The sequence below is a fragment of the Microbacterium galbinum genome (assembly GCF_023101185.1).
Classification (GTDB): Bacteria; Actinomycetota; Actinomycetes; order Actinomycetales; family Microbacteriaceae; genus Microbacterium; species Microbacterium galbinum.
In genome coordinates, this window is the sequence record NZ_CP078077.1 from 879842 (window position 1) to 898282 (window position 18441).

At 67.2% G+C, this 18441-nt stretch carries 18 protein-coding genes; 6 read left to right on the top strand and 12 right to left on the bottom strand.

Annotated elements, in window-relative coordinates:
• Positions 1-8 precede the first annotated feature (8 nt).
• From KV396_RS04385 to KV396_RS04395, 3 genes are read left to right on the top strand one after another with little or no spacing between them, the layout of a single operon-like run.
• On the top strand, positions 9-971 hold the full coding sequence (locus KV396_RS04385) for a shikimate dehydrogenase family protein (RefSeq protein ID WP_247956965.1): 963 nt from the start codon (positions 9-11) through the stop codon (positions 969-971).
• Positions 968-1930: a phosphotriesterase family protein gene (locus KV396_RS04390; protein ID WP_247956966.1), complete on the top strand. Its 963-nt coding sequence runs from the start codon at positions 968-970 to the stop codon at positions 1928-1930. The genes KV396_RS04385 and KV396_RS04390 overlap by 4 nt, the downstream gene beginning before the upstream one ends.
• 24 nt (positions 1931-1954) lie before the next feature.
• Positions 1955-2272 carry a putative quinol monooxygenase gene (locus KV396_RS04395; RefSeq protein ID WP_247624455.1) on the top strand — a complete coding sequence of 106 codons (318 nt, stop codon included), beginning with the start codon at positions 1955-1957 and terminating at the stop codon, positions 2270-2272.
• Between the two features lie 428 nt (positions 2273-2700).
• Here KV396_RS04395 and KV396_RS04400 read toward each other — a convergent pair whose 3' ends face one another.
• The 4 genes from KV396_RS04400 to KV396_RS04415 form a co-directional block, all read right to left on the bottom strand.
• Entirely contained in the window at positions 2701-3693 is a 993-nt protein-coding gene (locus KV396_RS04400) for an ABC transporter substrate-binding protein (RefSeq protein WP_247624454.1), read from the bottom strand.
• A 138-nt stretch (positions 3694-3831) separates the two neighbouring features.
• A complete protein-coding gene (locus tag KV396_RS04405; RefSeq protein ID WP_247624453.1) occupies positions 3832-4863 on the bottom strand; it encodes an ABC transporter permease in 1032 nt (343 codons plus the stop codon).
• Positions 4860-6365 (bottom strand): sugar ABC transporter ATP-binding protein, encoded by a 1506-nt coding sequence (locus KV396_RS04410; RefSeq protein WP_247956967.1) that lies wholly within the window; start codon positions 6363-6365, stop codon positions 4860-4862. Before KV396_RS04410 ends, KV396_RS04405 begins: the two co-directional genes overlap by 4 nt.
• A gap of 198 nt (positions 6366-6563) precedes the next feature.
• Complete coding sequence (locus KV396_RS04415) at positions 6564-7433, bottom strand: sugar phosphate isomerase/epimerase family protein (RefSeq protein WP_247956968.1); 870 nt, start codon at positions 7431-7433, stop codon at positions 6564-6566.
• 191 nt (positions 7434-7624) lie between these two features.
• On the opposite strand from KV396_RS04415, the gene KV396_RS04420 reads away from it, so the two are divergent.
• A complete protein-coding gene (locus tag KV396_RS04420; RefSeq protein ID WP_247633766.1) occupies positions 7625-8647 on the top strand; it encodes a LacI family DNA-binding transcriptional regulator in 1023 nt (340 codons plus the stop codon).
• Between the two features lie 190 nt (positions 8648-8837).
• Here KV396_RS04420 and KV396_RS04425 read toward each other — a convergent pair whose 3' ends face one another.
• The 3 genes from KV396_RS04425 to KV396_RS04435 all read right to left on the bottom strand — a co-directional run bounded on the left by KV396_RS04425 (position 8838) and on the right by KV396_RS04435 (position 11596).
• Positions 8838-9257 (bottom strand): RbsD/FucU family protein, encoded by a 420-nt coding sequence (locus tag KV396_RS04425; RefSeq protein WP_247956969.1) that lies wholly within the window; start codon positions 9255-9257, stop codon positions 8838-8840.
• An 85-nt stretch (positions 9258-9342) separates the two neighbouring features.
• Positions 9343-10314: an aldo/keto reductase gene (locus tag KV396_RS04430; RefSeq protein WP_247956970.1), complete on the bottom strand. Its 972-nt coding sequence runs from the start codon at positions 10312-10314 to the stop codon at positions 9343-9345.
• Positions 10301-11596 (bottom strand): L-fuconate dehydratase, encoded by a 1296-nt coding sequence (locus KV396_RS04435; protein WP_247956971.1) that lies wholly within the window; start codon positions 11594-11596, stop codon positions 10301-10303. The genes KV396_RS04430 and KV396_RS04435 overlap by 14 nt, the downstream gene beginning before the upstream one ends.
• A gap of 124 nt (positions 11597-11720) precedes the next feature.
• Between KV396_RS04435 and KV396_RS04440 the strand changes: the two genes are divergently transcribed.
• Together KV396_RS04440 and KV396_RS04445 are read left to right on the top strand one after the other, a co-directional pair.
• Positions 11721-12581, top strand: coding sequence for a fumarylacetoacetate hydrolase family protein (locus KV396_RS04440; protein WP_247633762.1), 861 nt, complete (start codon positions 11721-11723; stop codon positions 12579-12581).
• Entirely contained in the window at positions 12578-13330 is a 753-nt protein-coding gene (locus tag KV396_RS04445) for an SDR family NAD(P)-dependent oxidoreductase (RefSeq protein ID WP_247956972.1), read from the top strand. The genes KV396_RS04440 and KV396_RS04445 overlap by 4 nt, the downstream gene beginning before the upstream one ends.
• Positions 13331-13443: 113 nt before the next feature.
• On the opposite strand, the gene KV396_RS04450 is transcribed toward KV396_RS04445, so the two are convergent.
• The 5 genes from KV396_RS04450 to KV396_RS04470 all read right to left on the bottom strand — a co-directional run bounded on the left by KV396_RS04450 (position 13444) and on the right by KV396_RS04470 (position 18416).
• Positions 13444-13938 carry a hypothetical protein gene (locus KV396_RS04450; protein ID WP_247956973.1) on the bottom strand — a complete coding sequence of 165 codons (495 nt, stop codon included), beginning with the start codon at positions 13936-13938 and terminating at the stop codon, positions 13444-13446.
• Complete coding sequence (locus KV396_RS04455; protein WP_247956974.1) at positions 13925-14302, bottom strand: hypothetical protein; 378 nt, start codon at positions 14300-14302, stop codon at positions 13925-13927. The genes KV396_RS04450 and KV396_RS04455 overlap by 14 nt, the downstream gene beginning before the upstream one ends.
• A gap of 1338 nt (positions 14303-15640) precedes the next feature.
• Complete coding sequence (locus tag KV396_RS04460; RefSeq protein WP_247956975.1) at positions 15641-16087, bottom strand: hypothetical protein; 447 nt, start codon at positions 16085-16087, stop codon at positions 15641-15643.
• Positions 16084-18048: an alpha/beta hydrolase gene (locus tag KV396_RS04465; RefSeq protein WP_247956976.1), complete on the bottom strand. Its 1965-nt coding sequence runs from the start codon at positions 18046-18048 to the stop codon at positions 16084-16086. Before KV396_RS04465 ends, KV396_RS04460 begins: the two co-directional genes overlap by 4 nt.
• The gene (locus KV396_RS04470; RefSeq protein ID WP_247956977.1) at positions 18048-18416 is read right to left on the bottom strand and encodes a DUF6507 family protein; all 369 of its coding nucleotides are present in this window, start codon (positions 18414-18416) and stop codon (positions 18048-18050) included. Before KV396_RS04470 ends, KV396_RS04465 begins: the two co-directional genes overlap by 1 nt.
• Positions 18417-18441: the final 25 nt, after the last annotated feature.

The window sequence follows — 18441 nt, forward strand, 5'->3', positions numbered from 1 at the left end:
AGAACCCGATGACCACCTCCCTTCCCGCTTCCCTCCCCGTCGACGCGGATACCGGCGCCGGATACATGGGCTTCGTCGGCGTGAGCACCGGATCGTCGTCGATCATGCAGGTGTTCCCCCGCTGGGCCGATGTGCTGGGCCTCCCGACCCGCGAGCTGGTCGGGCACGACCTCCCGATGGACGCCACGCCCGCGCAGTACGTCGCGATGGTCGAGCAGATCCGCGACGACCCGAACCACCGAGGAGCGCTCGTCACGACCCACAAGATGAACGTGTACGCCGCGGCATCCGATCTCTTCGACGAACTCGACCCGTTCGCGGTCTCGTGCAGCGAGATCTCGAGCATCTCGAAGCGCGGCGACCGCCTCATCGGCCGCGCGAAGGACCCGATCACCGTCGACCTCGCCCTGAACGACTTCCTGCCCGCCGATCACTTCGCCCGCACGGGAGCCGAGGTCGTCATCCTCGGTGCCGGAGGATCGGGCACGGCGCTCAGCTGGGCCCTCGCCGAACGAGCGGATGCCCCGACGCGGGTGACCGTGACGGCGCGCAGCGACGAGGCGCTGGAGCACCTGCGCGCCGTGCACGCGCAGCACGGCACGGCGGAGGGACTGATCCGTTACGTGCGCACCGACTCGCCCGCCGAGGCCGCGGCCCTGGTGGCGGCGGCACCGGCGGGCTCCGTGATCGTGAACGCCACCGGGCTCGGCAAGGATCGGCCCGGCTCGCCCCTGCCCGACGACGTCGTCTTTCCCGAGGACGCGTACGTGTGGGAGTTCAACTACCGCGGATCGCTCGAGTTCCTGCACCAGGCCCGCGCTCAAGAGCAGGCGCGGTCGCTCGTCGTCGTCGACGGCTGGCGCTACTTCATCCACGGCTGGTCGCAGGTGGTCGCCGACGTGTTCGAACTCGATCTGACTCCCGAGATCGTCGAGCAGCTCGCCCAGGCGGCGGAGTTCGCGCGCCGATGATCCGCACGGTCCTCGGCGACATCGACCCGGCGCTGCTCGGGGCGACGAACTATCACGAGCACCTGTTCCAGGTGAGTCCGCTGCTGCCCGGCGACGAGCTCGACGACGAGGCGCTCTCGGGCGCCGAGGCCGAGGGTCTGCGCGACAGCGGGTTCGCCGCGATGGTCGACGCGACCCCGTTCGGGATCGGACGCGACCCCGAGGCCGTCGCACGCATCAGCGCCGCGACCGGACTGCACATCGTCACCACGACCGGGCGCCACCGCGAGGCGCACTATGCCCCAGAGCACCCCACCCGCACCTGGGGCGTCGACGCCCTGACCGCGCTGTTCGTGCGCGACATCGTGGACGGGATGCCGGTCGACGACGCCGAGGTCCTCACCTCGCCGACCTTGCGCACCGCGCACGCCCCCGACGGAGCCCCGGTGCGCGCCGGACTCCTCAAGGGCGGCATCGACTACTGGCGCATCAGCGACTTCGAGCGCACGACCCTCGACGCCCTCGCGGCCGCGCATCGCGAGACCGGGGCGCCGATCATGGTGCACCTCGAGTTCTGCACGGCGGCCCACGAGGTGCTTGATCTGCTCGCGGCCGCGGGCGCGGCATCCGATCGGATCGTGCTCGCGCACGCCGACCGCGATCCCGACCCGGGCCTGCACGCCTCGCTCGCCGAGCGCGGCGCGTACCTCGGTTACGACGGCATGGCCCGGCCGCGCACGCGATCGGATGCCGAGCTGCTCGCCCTCACCGCCGCGGTCGTCGAACGCGGCGCCGGCGACCGGGTGCTGCTCGGCGGCGACGTCGCGCGCCGCACCCGCTACCTCGCCTACGGCGGGATGCCCGGACTCGCCTACCTCGGCGAACGCTACGTGCCGCGCCTGCGCGCCCTCATCGGAGACGAGGCCGTGGATCGGATGCTCGTCGCCAACCCCGCCCGCCTGCTCACACTCTCGCGCTGAACCGACCGACCTCTGGAGACACCGTTGTCCGACGCATCCGCATCCGAATCCGAACCCACCATCCTGCACGCCACCTTCACCGCCCGCCCCGGCGAGGGCGATCGCGTCGCCGAACTTCTGCGCGAGTTTTCCGTGGAAGTACAAGCAGAAACAGGTAACGTGGTCTTCGATGCCACGCGACTCGTCGACGATCCCGATCGCTTCTTCGTGTACGAGGTCTATCGCGATCACGCAGCGTTCCAGGCGCACATCTCGGCCCCGGCCGGTGTGCCGTTCAATGCGGCGCTGCAGGAACTGATCGTGGAACCCTCTTCGCAGCTCACATTCCTCCGCCGTCTCTGACGGCGGATGCAACCGGAGGATCCCCCCCTCTCTCCGGTTGGGAAAGGCCCGGTGTGTCCCCCTCGGATACCGGGCCTTTCCGGCGTCCGGGGCTCTCTTCGTGGCGGGGCCCTTCGACAGGCTCAGGGACCCAGAATCTCCGTGCATCGCTCCGAAACTGGGTCGCTGAGCCTGTCGAAGCGTCCCGCACGCGCAACAACGGAGGAGAACTCGCCTTCCGCAGGAAGCATCCGCTCCTCCGGTCCTCCCGAACGCGAGATCTCCTCCCGAACGGATGCCGCAGGGAGGGCCCTTCGACAGGCTCAGGGACCCAGTACATCCGTGCTTCCCTCCGGAACTGGGTCGCTGAGCCTGTCGAAGCGTCCCTCCTCGGCACGCGAAGAGGCCCCCCACCCGAAGGCGAGGGGCCTCTCGATCCGGAGATCAGATCACTGGTAGAGAACCGCGGCGATCTTGTCGTCCTCGAGGTTCGTCTTGTCGTACCAGTACGAACCCGTGTCGTAGAACTCGTCGACCGTCTCGCCGTTGGCGGCGTCGTACGCGGCCTGCACGACCTGCGCACCGATGCCGATCGGGTCCTGCGTGATGGCGCCGGCCATCGTGCCGTCCTTGATCGCGTTGATCTGGGCCGCACCGGAGTCGAATCCGACGATGGTGAGCTTGCCCTTCTCGAGGCCGAGCTCGTTGACCGCGTTCACGACGCCGATGGCGGAGCCCTCGTTGGTGCCGTAGATGCCCTTGAGGTCGGGGTGCGCGGCGATCATTGCCTTGGCGATGTCGGCCGACTTCAGGTGGTCGCCGTCGCCGTACTGGATGTCGACGATCTCGATGTCGGGGTAGTCCGACTCGATCTTCTCGACGAAGCCGTCACGACGCTCGACACCGGTCGAGTTGATCTGCGAGTGGCCGACGATGGCGACCTCGCCCTCACCGCCGATGAGCTCGGCCATGTGCTCGGCCGCCAGGGCTCCGGCGACCTTGCTGTCGGTCGCGGCGAGGCTCAGGCCCACGTCGCCGTCGCACGGTGCGTCGAAGTACACGACGGGGATGTCGGCGGCCTTGGCCTTGTCGAGGTAGGGCACGCAGGCCTCGGGGTCGAGGGCTGCGTACGCGATCGCGGCCGGCTTCTTGTCGATGGCGGTCTGCAGCATCTGCAGCTGCGCGTCGACCTCGGTCTCGGCGGCGGGGCCCTCGAAGGTGATGGTGACGCCGAGCTCGGCGGCCTTCTCCTCCGCGCCCTTCTTGACGGCCTGCCAGAACTGGTGCTGGAAGCCCTTCGAGACGAGGGCGATGTACATCTCGTCACCACTGCCGGCGTCGCCACCGGCGTCGCCGCCGCCCGCGTTGCTCGAGCAGCCTGCCACGACGATCGCCGCCGAGGCGATCAGAGCCGCGAACGCGGCCTTCTTTCCGAACTTCATGGAAACTCCGTTGTTTGTGTGTGTGCCGGCCCGGGAGCCGGAGTGGGACATTCGTGGTGCGGTGTGCCGGTGCGGATCGCTCCGCGGTGTCGGCCGGGTCGCCGATCGGAGGCGGCGGGCACAGCGCCGCCTCCGGGGTCAGGTGCGTGCGCGGTTGCGCAGGGAGTCGAAGAACACCGCGATCAGGATCACGACGCCGACGACGATGTTCTGCCACTCGGACTGGATCGACATGATCCGGAGGCCGTTGACGAGCACGCTCATGATGAGCGCACCGATCACGGTGCCGAGGATCGAGCCGCGTCCGCCGAGCAGCGAGGTGCCGCCGATGATGACGGCCGCGATCGCCTGCAGCTCGTAGCCCGTACCGATCTGCGGCTGGGCCGAGTCGAGGCGCGAGGCGATGATGACGCCGGCGATGCCGGTGAACGCTCCGGCGAACATGTAGACGAAGATCGTCCAGCGGCGCGTGTTGACGCCCGAGAGGCGGGTGGCCTCTTCGTTCGAGCCGATCGCGAAGGTGTAGCGGCCGAGCAGCGTCTTCGACAGCACGAGGTACGCGATGACCGCGAGCACGAGCGTGATGAGCACGGCGTTCGGGAGGCCCGGGATGAGGGTGCCGAGGGCGATCTGCTTGAAGTCCGGAGCGGACGACGAGAAGTAGATCGGCGCGACGCCCGAGATCACGAGCGCGAGGCCACCGGCGATCATCATCATCGCGAGGGTCGCGATGAACGGGGGCAGCCGCAGGAACGTGATGTTCACGCCGTTGACGAGGCCCATCAGCACACCGGTGGCGATACCGCCGATGACGCCGACGAACACCGGCAGCCCCATGTTGGTGATGAAGACACCGGTCATGACCGAGCAGAGCGCCATGCCGGTACCGAGCGACAGGTCGATGCCGCCGGTGATGATCACGAACGTGGTGCCGAGGGCGAGGATGCCGATGACCGCGGTCGAGAGCAGGATGCCGGAGACGTTGCTCCAGGTGAGGAAGTTCGGGCTGGCGACCGAGAAGAAGATGAACAGCACGACGAGCGTGCCGAACGCCAGCGACTGCTGCACCTGGCGTCGGAGGAAGCCGCCGATGTCGCGCTTGTCGGTGTTCTCGTTGACGGCGGTCTGGATGATCGTCGTCGTCGACGACCCGTTCTGCGGGGTGCTCATCGGTCTTCCTCCCCATGGGCTGCGAGTTGCATGATCTTCTCCTGGCTGGCTTCCTCGTTGCGGAGCGTCCCGGTGATCCGGCCGTTCGCGAACACGGCGATGCGGTTCGCGACGCGGAGGATCTCGGGCAGTTCCGACGAGATGACGATGATGGACTTTCCCTGGTCAGCGAGCTGCTGCATCAGGCGGTAGATCTCTTCCTTCGCTCCGACGTCGATGCCGCGGGTCGGCTCGTCGAAGATGAGGATGTCGCAGTCGCGCATCAGCCACCGGGCGATGACGACCTTCTGCTGGTTGCCGCCCGAGAGCAGCTTGACGACCTGGTTGACCGAGGGCGTCTTGACCCGCAGTTGCTGGACGTACTCCTTGGTGCGGTTCTTCGCCTTGCCGTCGCCCATCCAGCCGATCCCGTTGGCGTAGGAGCCGAGCGAGGCGAGCACGGTGTTGAAGGTGACGTCCTGTTCGAGCATGAGCCCGAGGAGCTTGCGGTCCTCCGAGAGGTAGCCGACGCCGTGCTTGACGGCATCCGCGGGCTGCCCGATCTTCGCCGGCCGACCCGAGATGGTCACCGTCCCGCCGTCGCTGGGGTCGGCACCGATGATCGCGCGAGCGGTCTCGGTGCGCCCCGCGCCCATGAGACCGGCGAACCCGAGGATCTCGCCCTTGTGCAGCTGGAACGAGATGTCCTTGAGCAGGCTCTTGGTCGACAGGTCCTGCACCTCGAGCACGACCGGGTCGTTGATGTGATCGCGGGCGGTGGGGCGGGTGCCCTCGTCGATCGCGCGTCCGACCATCATCTCGATGATCTTCGGGATGCTGACCTCGGCCTTGTCGAGTGATCCGATGTATGCACCGTCGCGCAGCACGCTGACGCGGTCGGCGAGGCGGCGCAGCTCGTCCATGCGGTGCGAGATGTAGACGATGCCGGTGCCGGATGCCTTGAGCTGCTCGATCAGCACGAACAGCGTCTCGACCTCGGAGTCGGTGAGCGCCGAGGTGGGCTCGTCCATGATGAGCACCTTGGCGTTGAACGAGAGGGCCTTGGCGATCTCGACCATCTGCTGCTCGGCCACGGTCAGGTCGCCGACGCGGGCCTTCGGGTCGAGGTGGATGTTGAGCCGCTGGAGCAGCTCGGCCGTCTGCTGGTTGAGCTTGCGCTCCGACAGGAACGGACCCGTGCGCGGCTCGCGCCCGACGAAGATGTTCTGCGCGACCGTGAGGTCGGGCATCATGTTGAGCTCCTGGTGGATGATCGTGATGCCGAGCTCCTGCGCCTGGAGCGGGCTCGTGAGCTCGACCTCCCGGCCCTCGAACACGATCGTGCCCTCGTCCTTGGCGTAGATCCCGGAGAGGATCTTCATGAGGGTCGACTTGCCGGCGCCGTTCTCTCCGACGAGGACGAGAACCTCCCCGGCGCGCACCTCGAGATGCACGTCCTTGAGCGCCTGGACACCGGGGAATCCCTTGCTGATGCCCTCCACTTTGAGGATGGGATCACTCACGTGCCTCACCTGCTTCCTTGAAGGTTCTTGTTCACTGCTGCTTCGTTGCTGCGTTCACCCGATGGGGTTAAACATCGGATCAATTCTGACGCTCCGCGGTCTCCCGCGCAAGTTGTACCTAAATGTATCTAATGAAGTTCGGGAGGGGAAGACCTGTAATAACAACTTGGTCACAGCTTCCCCGCCCGAGCGATCCGGCTAGTGCAGCCGGATCGAGTCGACCGCGATGAGCTTGTCGCGGATGAACGCGTTCGCGTGCGCGCCCAGCTCGACGTTGTCGGTCCACAGATTGCGCCAGATCCCCAGCATCCGGCTCAGATCGGGCGCGACGACCGCCGACGAGAACGACTCGAACACGATCGGGCCGTCGTAACCGATGCGCCCCAGCGCCTTGAAGAACGTGTCGAAGTCGACCGATCCGGTGCCGAGGTAGCCGCGATGGCTCTCGCCGATGTGCACGTACTGCAGCTGCGGAGCGGCGTCGAGCACCGGCGCGAACATATCCGACTCCTCGATGTTCATGTGGTACGTGTCGAGGTGGATGCCGAGGTTCGGTCGGTCGATCCGGCCGACGAAGTCGATCGCCTGGCGCGCGGTGTTCAGCACGTTCGTCTCGTAGCGGTTGACGACCTCGAGGGCGACCGAGACGCCGCGCTCGGCGGCGTGGTCGGAGACCTTCGCGATCGCGCGGCGGCTGCTCTCGAGCCCCTCGGGAGTGACCGGCTCCATGTACTTCTTCATGGCGCTGTAGATGACACCGCAGAAGTGGGTGCCGCCGAGGTCGGCGAGCACGTCGACGGCGCGGAGCAGCAGGGCCTCGCCCGCGGCGACGATCGCCGGGTTGGAGCTCGTCACATCGGTCGCCTCCGACAGGCCGAGCGAGGCGCTGACGGCGAGATCGTGCTCTTCCAGAGCGTCTTTCGCGGCGGCGACGTCGAACGAGAACGGATCCATGAGGGGGAACTCGATCAGGTCGAAGCCGGCCTCCTTGGTCTTCTCGACCGACAGACGGATGCCGTCGGCATCGAAGTTCCCGGTCCAGACGAGCCCGTGACAGCCGATGTTCATGCGATCCCTCGGAGGCGGGTGTGCGGCACCGTCGCCTCCATCGATTGGCACGTGCCAAAGCGATGTGCAGGTCACGCTATGCGCCGCGCCCGATCGATGTCAAGAACTTTCTTGTAACGTGCCAATAACGTCGGTTACGCTGATGCCACCTATCGGCGCACGGTGCGCCGCACGGTGATCACGGAGGATCGATGCCCGCGAGCGTCAAAGACGTCGCCGCCCTCGCCGGCGTCTCGTCGTCGACGGTGTCGAACTACCTCAACCACCCGCACGTGCTCCGGGCCTCCAGCCGTGAGAAGGTGCGGGCGGCCATCGAGGAGCTCGGCTACGTGCCCAACGAGTCGGCCCGCCAACTGCGCGCGGGGTCGAGCACCGCGCTCGCCCTGATCCTGCTCGACGCGTGGCTCCCCTACTTCCACGAGCTGTCCCGCGGCGTCGAAGACATCACCCGTGAGGCCGGCTGGTCGCTGTTCTTCAGCAACAGCAACCGCGACGGCGCGCAGGAAAGCCGCAACCTCGACATGTTCGAGGCGCACCGCGTGCAGGGCATCATCATCTACCCCTTCGGCGATGTCGTGCCGCGGCTCGAGACGCTCGCCGATCGCGGGATCCGCTCGGTCGTCGTCGGCCCCATACCGCCCTCCACGAAGGTCGCCTCGGTGCTCTTCGACGATGTCGGCGGCGGCCGCCTCGCGGGCGAGCACCTGCTCTCGATCGGACGCCGACGGGTGATGTTCCTCGGCAGCCCGACCGTCAGCCAGTCGAACGACCGCCTCGCCGGACTCCGCCAGGCGGTCGAGGCGACGGATGCTGCGATCGAGGTGATCGACGTCGATCACCTCACCACCGATGACGGCATGACCGCGGGGGCGCGCATCGCGGCCCTCCCCTCCGCCGAGCTGCCCGACGCGATCTTCGCCGCGAACGACATGGTCGCGCTCGGGGTGCTCACGCAGCTCGTGCGCCACGGCATCCGCGTGCCCGACGACGTCGCGATCATCGGCTTCGACGATGTCGCCCAGGCGCATCAGGGTGTGGTGCCGCTCACGAGCGTGCGGCAGCCCGGCTACGACATCGGTCGCGCTGCGGGGGCGGTGCTGCTGCAGCAGCTCGCGGACCCCGCCGCTCCGCCGCCCGCTATGACGCCGTTCGCCGCCGAGCTCGTGGTGCGCGAGTCGACCGTCGGGCGTTTGCCAGCTGCCGGGCGTACCTAACTCAGGAAAAACTGCCCGGAACCCCCGCTTGCGGGGCGATTCGGCCCGCTTCGGCCCGTTCGTCCTGAGTTGGGTACGCGTTGTCGCGCGCAGAGATCCGGAGAAGTGCGTCCGGGTGCCACCGGATCGACCCATTCCGGGCTTCCCCTCCCCGAATCTCCGGAGTTATGAACCGCGAGCGCCCGAGATCTCAGGCCGACGCGTGCCCGACGACGCCCTTGCGCAGCAGCGCGTTGCCGTATTTGCGCGTCTCGCCCGTGCGCACCATCAGATACGCGGATGCCGCGACCTCGTAGTACGCGAAGCGCTCGACGAACCGCGTGGTCTCGCGCTCGGTACCCGCGGCGACCATCAGCTCGCGCTGCACCTCGAGCACCTCGCCATCGGCCGAGGTCATCAGGTCGAGGCCGGGGGCGTCGTCGAGCGGCAGCACGGTGCGGATCGCCGCGACGACCTCGGGCGTGGTCGTTCCGGGCAGGTCGACCACCCGTGCGCCGAGCCCCCAGGCGGGGAAGTGCGCGTCGGCGATCACGACCGAATCGGAGTGCCCCATCCGATCGAGGTGCAGCAACAGTTCACCGGTGAGCAGGGGATGGATGCCTTCGAGCACGGGGTTCCTTCGGTCGGGGTGTTGCGTGGCCGCGCGGTTCGGGTCCGCGCGGCCACGGGTCTCTACGGCCACGGGGCAGCAGCGGTCAGCGCGCCGGGATGAGCCCCTCGGCGGCCAGGTTCTGCCAGAGCTCGGCGGGGATCGCCAGCGCGGCGTACTCGGCGTTCTGCTCGAGCTGCGCGGGGCGGCTGCCACCCACGACGACCGAGCGCACCTCGGCCGCCTGCAGCGGGAACTGGATCGCGGCGGCCGGCAGCGGCACGTCGTGGTCGGCGCAGACCGCGGCGATGCGCACGAGGCGATCCCACAGGTCGTCGGGCAGCTGACCGTACTCGTACCGGCCGTCGCGGCGCGGTTCGCTCGCCGCGAGCAGTCCGGAGTTGAAGACGGATGCCGCGACGATCCCCGTTCCGGTCTCCCGGCACGCCGGCAGCACGTCGGCGGCGGCGGGCTGCTCGAGCAGCGTGTACCGCCCCGCGACCATGATGAGGTCGAGGTCGGCGGAGCGCACGGCGGCCGCCAAGGCATCCGACACCATCGATCCGATGCCGATCGCCGCCACCTGTCCGTCGGCGCGCAGCTGCTCCATCGCGGGCAGAGCCTCGGCGAGCGCGAGGTCGAGGTCGTGCCGCTCCGGGTCGTGCAGGTACAGCAGGTCGATGCGCTCAATACCGAGGCGCTCGCGCGATTCATCGAGGCTCCGCTGGATGCCGTCGGCCGAGAAGTCCCACACCCGCTGGAGGTCGTCGGGCACGTGGAAGTCGTTGGCCGTGTCGAGGCCGCCCGTGTGCTCGGGGTTCGGGCGCAGGAGTCGTCCGGCCTTGGTCGACAGCACGAACTCGTCGCGGGGCTTCGTCTGCAGGAAGGCGCCGAGGCGCCGCTCCGACAGGCCGAGGCCGTAGTGCGGGGCGGTGTCGTAGTAGCGGATGCCGCTCTCCCACGCGGCATCCAGCACCGCCCAGGCGTCGTCGTCGCTCAGCGCGCGGAAGAGGTTGCCGACGTTCGCCGCACCGTAGCCGAGGGCGGGGATGTCGATCACGCGATCAGGCGAGGACATGCGCGCCGGTCCACGTGTAGGTGCGGATGCTGTCGGCCTTCATCTCCATGCCCGACCCGGGTGCGGTGGGTGCCATGTACGACCCGCCCTGGATGTCGGTGGGTACGACGAAGTGCTCGTGCAGGTGGTCGACGAACTCGATCATCCGGCCTTCGCGAGTGCCGGTGACGGCGACGAAGTCGAACATCGACAGGTGCTGCACGGCCTCGCAGAGCCCCACTCCGCCGGCGTGCGGGCAGACGGGGACCCCGAACTTGGCGGCGAGCAGCAGGTTGGCGATGTTCTCGTTGACGCCGGCGACGCGTACGGCGTCGATCTGCATCACCGAGATCGCGTCGGCCTGCAGCAGCTGCTTGAAGATCATGCGGTTCTGCGCGTGCTCGCCGGTGGCGACCCGGATCGGGGCGACGCCGCGGGCGATCTCGGCGTGGCCGAGGATGTCGTCGGGACTGGTGGGCTCCTCGATCCAGGCGGGGTGGAACTCGGCGAGCGCGTTCACCCACTCGATCGCCTCCGACACCTCCCAGCGCTGGTTCGCGTCGATCGCGATGGGGAAGTCGGGGCCGCACACCTCGCGGGCCTTGCGGAAGCGGCGGATGTCGTCGTCGAGGTCGGCGCCGACCTTGAGCTTGATCTGGGTGAAGCCGTCGGCCATGGCCTCGCGGGCGAGACGCTCGAGCTTCTCGTCCGAGTAGCCGAGCCAGCCGGGGCTGGTCGTGTATCCCGGGTAGCCGGTGGCGAGCAGCTCGCGCTCGCGTTCGATGCGGCCGGGCTCGGCGGCACGGAGGATCTCGAGGGCCTCGTCGCGCGTGAGGGCGTTGGTGAGGTAGCGGAAGTCGACGAGGTCGACGAGCTCCTCGGGCGTCATCCGGGCGAGCAGCTGCCAGAGGGGCATCCCCGCGCGCTTGGCCTTGATGTCCCACAGCGCGTTGATCGCGGCGCCGATGGCCATGTGCATGACGCCCTTCTCCGGACCGAGCCAGCGCAGCTGCGAGTCGCCGATGATCTCGCGGAAGGTTCCGCCCATGTCGTCGAGCAGCGGTTCGATCTCGCGTCCGACGAGATGCCCCGCGAGCGCGTCGATCGCCGCGACCTGCACGTCGTTGCCGCGGCCGATGGTGAACACGAACGCATGGCCCTCGATGCCGTCCTCGGCATCGGTGCGCACGACCACGTACGCGGCCGAGTAGTCGGGGTCGGGGTTCATCGCGTCGGAGCCGTCGAGGCTGAGCGATGTGGGGAAGCGGATGTCGGTGGTGTCGAGTGCGACGATACGGCTCACGGGTACGGTTCCTCTCGGGGCATGGAGAAATCCCATGCAATCCCTTGGAGTGTAAACATCCGATGTCTATACTGTCAACGACGACGGCCGTCACTGGGCGGCCACCCGAAGGATCAGGAGAATCATGAAGTTCGCGCGGCTCGGCACCCCAGGTACAGAGATCCCCGTCCTCGTCGAGGGTGATCGCTACCTCGACCTCCGCTCGGTGACATCCGATGTGAACGGTGACTTCCTCGAAAGCGACTTCGTCTCCCGCGTCGCCGCCGCCCGCGACGCCGGCGAACTCCCCGAACTCGAGGATGCCGCGGCCCTCCGCATCGGCGCGCCCATCGCGCGTCCGAGCGCGGTGATCTGCATCGGCATGAACTACGCCGCGCACGCCGCCGAGTCCGGCTCCGAACCGCCGACCATCCCGATCCTGTTCCTGAAGACCCCGAACACCGTGGTCGGCCCGAACGACACCGTCACGATCCCCCGCGGCAGCAGCAAGACCGACTGGGAGGTCGAGCTCGGCATCGTCATCGGCACCCGCGCCGCGTACCTCGACTCGCCGGAGGAGTCGATGGCCCACGTCGCCGGCTTCGTGCTCGCGAACGACGTCTCGGAGCGCGACTTCCAGATGGCCGTCTCGGGCGGCCAGTGGTCGAAGGGCAAGATCGCGGCGGGCTTCAACCCGACCGGCCCGTGGCTCGTCACCCCCGACGAGGTCGACCACCACGCGCTCGGTCTGCGCAGCTTCGTCAACGGCGAGCCGCGTCAGGACTCGAACACGAGCGACATGATCTTCTCGGTCGAGCACATCGTGCACCACCTGTCGCAGTACGTGACCCTCGAGCCGGGCGACCTCATCCTCACCGGCACCCCGCAGGGCGTCGCGCTCTCGGGCAACTTCCCCTACATCGCCCCGGGCGACGTGGTCGAGGTCGAGATCGACGGCCTGGGCCACCAGCGCCAGGAGTTCGTGGCCTGGGAGGCGGCGAAGTGAGCGGCGCACTCGACGGCCTGGTCGCGATCGTCACCGGCGGCGCCTCGGGCATCGGCGCGGCGATCGCTGCGCGGCTGCACGAGGATGGCGCGCAGGTCGCGATCCTGGACCGCGACACCTCGGGAGCGGATGCCCGTTTCGCCGCGTTCACGGCCGACATCTCCGACCGGGCGAGCGTCGATGCGGCGATCGCCGCCGTCGGCGAGAAGTTCGGACGCCTCGACATCGTCGTCAACAACGCCGGTATCGGCGCGACCGGCGACATCACCGCCAATGACGACGACGAGTGGGCCCGCGTGCTGTCGATCAACGTCACCGGCATCGCCCGCGTGACCTCGGCCGCTCTGCCCTGGCTGCGCGAGTCGCCGGCCGCGGCGGTCTGCAACACGGCATCCATCGCCTCCACCACCGGGCTCCCCCAGCGCGCGCTGTACACCGCATCGAAGGGCGCCGTCTCGGCGCTCACGCGCGCGATGGCGGCGGATCACCTGCGCGAAGGCATCCGCGTGAACGCCGTCAACCCCGGCACCGCCGACACTCCCTGGGTCGGGCGACTGCTGGGCGCGGCATCCGATCCCGACGCCGAGCGCGCGGCCCTCGAAGCCCGCCAGCCGCACGGCCGACTCGTGAGCCCGGCCGAGGTCGCGGCGGCCGTCGCCTACCTCGTCTCGCCGGCGGCCGGTTCGACGACCGGCACGTTCATCGAGGTCGACGGCGGCATGGCGCAGCTGCGCCTGCGGTCGGAGTAGTCGCGGGTCGCACGTCGCACGTCGCACGTCACGGAGGAGATCTCGCGTTGCGCAGGAGCAGATGGTTCGGATGCTCCTGCGGGAGGTGAGATCTCCTTCGCTGTGTATGCGGGTCAGGGCCCGGAGTCGTCCGGTTCGTCGCTCGGCCACTCCTCCAGGGGGAAGCAGTCGCTTCCTATGTGCAGATAAACGGGCCCGCCTTCGATCGGGTAGGCGAAGTCCAACCCGAATCCTTCTCCGGTCTGGGATGCGACAGTGGGAGTCCTGGAGTCCGGTCCGAGAACCCGAGTCTCGAACCCGACGTCTTCCAGGGCCTCGCGCACCGCCGTGTACGCCGCATCACGATCTACCGTCGCCGTCGCCTTCCACGAGGTAGTCAGGTGCTCGAGACCGGGAGTAGAACAACCGATCGGCCCGGGCGCTACTTCGAGCACCCAGTCCTCCCCTGTCGCCGACTGCACGGCTTCCACCGCGATGTCCAACTGATCACGAGCCTTCGTCGAGTTCATGGCGGCGTCTTTGTCGGTGCTGCACCCGGTGAAGACGAGGGCGAGTCCGATCGCTGTTACCGAGAGCGTGCGCGTCGCCGTCTGCTCAATCTTCTTCATCCGGCCATTCCTCGAGCGGGAAGCAATCGCTGCTCACGTAGAGGTACAGCGGCCCGCCTTCGGTCGGGTACGCGAAGTCGAGTCCGAAACCGTCGACCGTTTGAGACGCCACGGCAGGTGTCGTGGAGTTCGGGCCGAGAATGCGCGTCTCGAACCCGACTTCCTCCAGAGCCTCACGGACAGCCGCGTATCCCGCATCACGATCTGCCGTTGCAACGCCTTTCCAGGACGCCTTCATCCGCTCAAGACCGGGCGAACAGCCGATCGGACCCACGTCGGTCATGGGCTCCCAGTCCGCACCTGTCGCCGACTGCACTGCCTCGGCCGCCACTGTCAATTGCTCTCGGGCCTTGTCGGAGTTCATTTCATTCCCTTCGATGTGCGCACAGCCGATCAGCCCGAGAACCAGCACCGTTGCCGCGGACGCAAGCCATCGCCTCGCGAGGTGCCCAGATTGTGCGCTTATTGGAGTTCCTCTGTCCACCGCCTGTTGGCCATCGAGAGTGTTCATTCGCCTTCAGGAAAGCAACCACTACTCACGTTGAATCCGACGGGCCCACCCTCGATCGGTTGCGAATAGTCAAGGCCGAAACCATCGGCAGCCTGCGCCGACAGAACCGGGGTCGTCGTGTGCTCTCCATTGATGCAAGTCGCGAATCCGGCCTCTTCAAGAGCTTCGCGCACAGACGCGTACGACGAATCGCGGTCCGTTGTCGGCGAACCGCTCCAACTCGTGGTCCATTGGCTATGCGCTCGGGAGCATCCAAGGAGGGTCGGTTCTATGTCGACAACCCACCCTTGCCCGGTCGCAGTCTTGACCACATCCACAGCCGTTGACAGTTGCTCTCGCGCCTCTTCGCTGGTCATCTCGTTCCTTCCGGGTGACCCACAAGCCGTCAGCGCGTGGAGGCTCAGCAACAGGGCCGCCACGGCAAGCCAGCGTGTTTTCATTGCAGAATTCATCTGGCTTCTTCCCCTCTGGGCCGTCCAAGAAACCGGCCGAAAAGCGAGACGTTCGAGCTGAGGACGCCGATCGCGAGAGTTGCGATGTCGGAGGAGCCGATCGCGGCCGAGTTAGCCCTCCTCATCCGGCCACTCCTCAAGTGGGAAGCAGTCGCTCCCCACAGATAGATACAGTGGGCCTCCCTCGATCGGATACGAGAACGCCAGCCCAAACCCCTCGCCTGTTTGAGATCCGATCGAGGGTGTTGTCGAGCTCGCTGCGATCACGTACGTCGAGAACCCAACATGCTCGAGAGCTTCACGTACCGCCGAGTACGCCGCCTCACGGTCTACCGTGGCCGTTGCCTTCCAGGACGCAGCCAGTTGCTCAAGCTCAGAGGAGCAATCCAACGGCCCTACCTCGGTCACGGACTCCCATTCCGCGCCCGTAGCCGACTGCACCGCCTCCGCCACGAGTTCTAACTGCTCTCGCGCTTTGTTCGAATTCATCTCATTCCCATCCGCGCCGGCGCAACCAAACGTCCCCAAGATCAGAACCATTGCCGCAAGCACACCGGACAACCTCGCCGTGTATACACCCCGCCCCCTCATTCGACTTCGCCCCCCCGTCCTACCGCGATCAGCGCACCATCGTCGATCGAGTCGGATCCCCGACTCCAATAGCCGTCCGAATCTGAAGTCTTGTCTGCCGAGTGCCCCAGAACACCGTCCGACTCGAAGACATTGAATGCCCCGTCCTCTATTCGACGAAACAATCCGACCCGACGTTCAATCTGATGGTTTCTCCGTCATTGAGGATGACGAACTCGGCTCCGAAGCCATCGGATGACTGAGCCCCGACCGAGGGCGTCGTGGAGTTGGGACCGAGAATCCGAGTGGTGAACCCGAGGTCGCTGAGCGCGCCCATTACCGAGTCATATGACGAGGCGCGATCCTCCGCAGTCGTTGCGGTCCACGTCCCCACCCACTGACCATGGGTTCGAGAGCAACTCGAGATGACCGGGGCAACCTCGACCTCCCAGTGCTCTCCGACGACCGTCTGCACGGCCTCAACTGCAGAATCCAGCTGCTCCCGCGCCACATCACTGTTCATCTGATTCGCTCCGATCAACCCACAACCTGATGTGGTGAGTGCGATCAAGATCAGAATCAACGGCACCATGATCGCCTGCTTGCCTCTCTTCATCGCGCCTCACCCCCTCTTCCGGCCGAGATCAGTGCCCCGTCTTTTAAAGGGTCCGATCCCCTGCTCCAGTACCCGTCTGAAATCTCCGTCTGGTCCACTGAGTGCCCGAGCACGCCGTCAGAAGTGAAGACATTGCGCTCGTCCTTGCCCCAGAAATCCGAGTCATTCGGATCGACGTTGTCCTCGCCACGAATGTCGGACTCCGCCTCCCCCATCTCCGCGACACCCAAGGCGCCAACGTTGCCCGTCAGCAGGGACAGTCCGACATGCGCCAGTGTCCGATCGACGCCATACGCAGGCGCGACGTACTGATCTCCCGGCGATTTCGTCGAATAGACTTCGCCCATCGGCACGCCCGTCAGGTCGTCCACCGTTCGCACTGACTCCGCGATCCCTGGCGAGCCATAGAGCACCAAGTGATCCACCTCTGCCCCGCCGTACTCGCCCGAAGACAGCGCGTAGGTCGCCACTCGCGTTGCGTACGAGTGCGCGTGCACCGTCGTTTGGGCTGTCGCGTTGGCCGCGTCGACACCGCCGAGGAAATGGCCGAGGGAGATTGCGCCGGTCTGGGCGAAGGTCTCCTCACCGACGTAGGTACGCCCCATCGGAACGCTCGTGGGCGACTCGTATCCCATCCACGCGACGGTCGCCGTCGTCCGGGGATTGCTGATGTTGACCTGCGCCTCCTGCATGTTGACGGCATTCCCCACCAACCCCGCGATCGACTCCGCAACGCTGCTGTTCATGCCAGGAATCATGATTCCCACGTCCTGCGCAGTGTCGAGGTCGCCCACCGAGACCGCTGCCCGCATGTCGCGCTCTCCACCGTCGGACGGAACCTCGAACGCGACGAGCTGCACGACCGTGCCCGCGGGCGACGATGCCAGCGCGCGATCCAGCGCCTTCTGGGTCTGCTCAGCCGCGGCACGCTGCTCCGCGGATGCATCGGGATCGTCGAGAGTCTGCCGCAGCGTTTCGCGGTTGAACTCGTCGCGGTCCTTCGCCAGGATCCCGTTCAAGTTCCCGATGGCGAACGGCGCGATATCGAAGAGCTGAGCCAGCGGCCCCGTCGCCCAGCGCTCACCTCCGTCGTCTGAGGCTCGCGTCGATTCCGAGGCCATCCCTTGCCACAGACGCGCCGCCACTGCCGGGTCGATGAACCCGACTGCCGAGACGAACTCGGGATGGGCATCGACCCACTCCTCCGCGGCGGTCGGATCGATCACGCTCAACTTATTGATCCGCGCGACAGTCGCCTGCGCGACGGAGTCACGCAGGTTTTCCGACAGATCAGAGATCTCCCGGGGCACACCCGGATACGCCTGCTCGGCAAAACCCCAAAACGTCTGCGAGACCCGCACCTCGTCACCCCACGCGCCGAGAACCTCATCGCCACCACTGATTCCCGTCAGTTTCCTCGCGATGGCCTCTTCCTCCGCTTCGACATCACGACGGAACGTCTCGATATCGATCTCGAGTTGCGACACGATCTCGCGGGCCTGCTCCTGGCTGTGCAGCGCGTCCGTCCGCGACTCCCGAGCCGACGTGGTCGAAGAAGACTCCGGGTCGCTGCCGTACGCCGACCAGTACTGGGCATCCGCGAGGGCCACCGCACCATCGGCATCCGACGACTGCCTGTTCACCTCGACGATCCGCTCGAGAAGTCGCGTGCGCCGGGTGACCAATGCGGGGAGGGTGTCGGTCGCGGCATCCGACAGCGCCGTCCGCGCCGATGCGAGTGCGGTGCCCCATTCCTGCACCGCGCGAGACGACGGGTCGAGCAGGTAGTCCACGCCCTCCGCCCCGACGACCTGGAAGACATCCGGCACTGTCAGCCAATGTTCCTGCGCGACATCCATCGCGGCATCGAGCGCCGACTGCGCCGAGGACAGCAGCGAGTCGAGATACTCGACGTTCGCGGGCGACACCACCTCGGCGACCGTGTCTTCGGAGATCGCCATCAGCTCGCACCCCCTGACGGGTTGTAAGCCCTCGGCGGAGCAATGCCCCAGCTCTCGGCCGTGCGCTGAGCCGCGTTGATGTCGAGGGACATCTGCTCATCGCCCGCCACGAGTGCAGAAGTCGCCTCGCTCAGCGCTCCAGCCGCGGCTGCGATCGTGTGCATGATCTTGCCCGGCACGAGCGCACGGTCCTCGATGAACGTTTCCCACGCCGCGCTCAACACCGTTCGCCCGCCCACCGACAGCGTCGCGCCCGAGTCTGCCGCATCGGTGATGTCGCGGTGGGCTTTCTCGCAGTCCGGTCCCGCCGTATCCACACCCGTCACGACACCGAGAACACCCTCGGCATCCACACTCCATTGCCCCACGGGACCCCCTCCAGCACGCACGACT

Coding starts and splice junctions, on each gene's coding strand:
- KV396_RS04385 (WP_247956965.1), top strand. CDS start 9: ATGACCACCTCCCTTCCCGCTTCCCTCCCCGTCGACGCGGATACCGGC.
- KV396_RS04390 (WP_247956966.1), top strand. CDS start 968: ATGATCCGCACGGTCCTCGGCGACATCGACCCGGCGCTGCTCGGGGCG.
- KV396_RS04400 (WP_247624454.1), bottom strand. CDS start 3,693: ATGAAGTTCGGAAAGAAGGCCGCGTTCGCGGCTCTGATCGCCTCGGCG.
- KV396_RS04405 (WP_247624453.1), bottom strand. CDS start 4,863: ATGAGCACCCCGCAGAACGGGTCGTCGACGACGACGATCATCCAGACC.
- KV396_RS04415 (WP_247956968.1), bottom strand. CDS start 7,433: ATGAACATCGGCTGTCACGGGCTCGTCTGGACCGGGAACTTCGATGCC.
- KV396_RS04420 (WP_247633766.1), top strand. CDS start 7,625: ATGCCCGCGAGCGTCAAAGACGTCGCCGCCCTCGCCGGCGTCTCGTCG.
- KV396_RS04430 (WP_247956970.1), bottom strand. CDS start 10,314: ATGTCCTCGCCTGATCGCGTGATCGACATCCCCGCCCTCGGCTACGGT.
- KV396_RS04440 (WP_247633762.1), top strand. CDS start 11,721: ATGAAGTTCGCGCGGCTCGGCACCCCAGGTACAGAGATCCCCGTCCTC.
- KV396_RS04450 (WP_247956973.1), bottom strand. CDS start 13,938: ATGAAGAAGATTGAGCAGACGGCGACGCGCACGCTCTCGGTAACAGCG.
- KV396_RS04455 (WP_247956974.1), bottom strand. CDS start 14,302: ATGAACTCCGACAAGGCCCGAGAGCAATTGACAGTGGCGGCCGAGGCA.
- KV396_RS04460 (WP_247956975.1), bottom strand. CDS start 16,087: ATGAAGAGAGGCAAGCAGGCGATCATGGTGCCGTTGATTCTGATCTTG.
- KV396_RS04465 (WP_247956976.1), bottom strand. CDS start 18,048: ATGGCGATCTCCGAAGACACGGTCGCCGAGGTGGTGTCGCCCGCGAAC.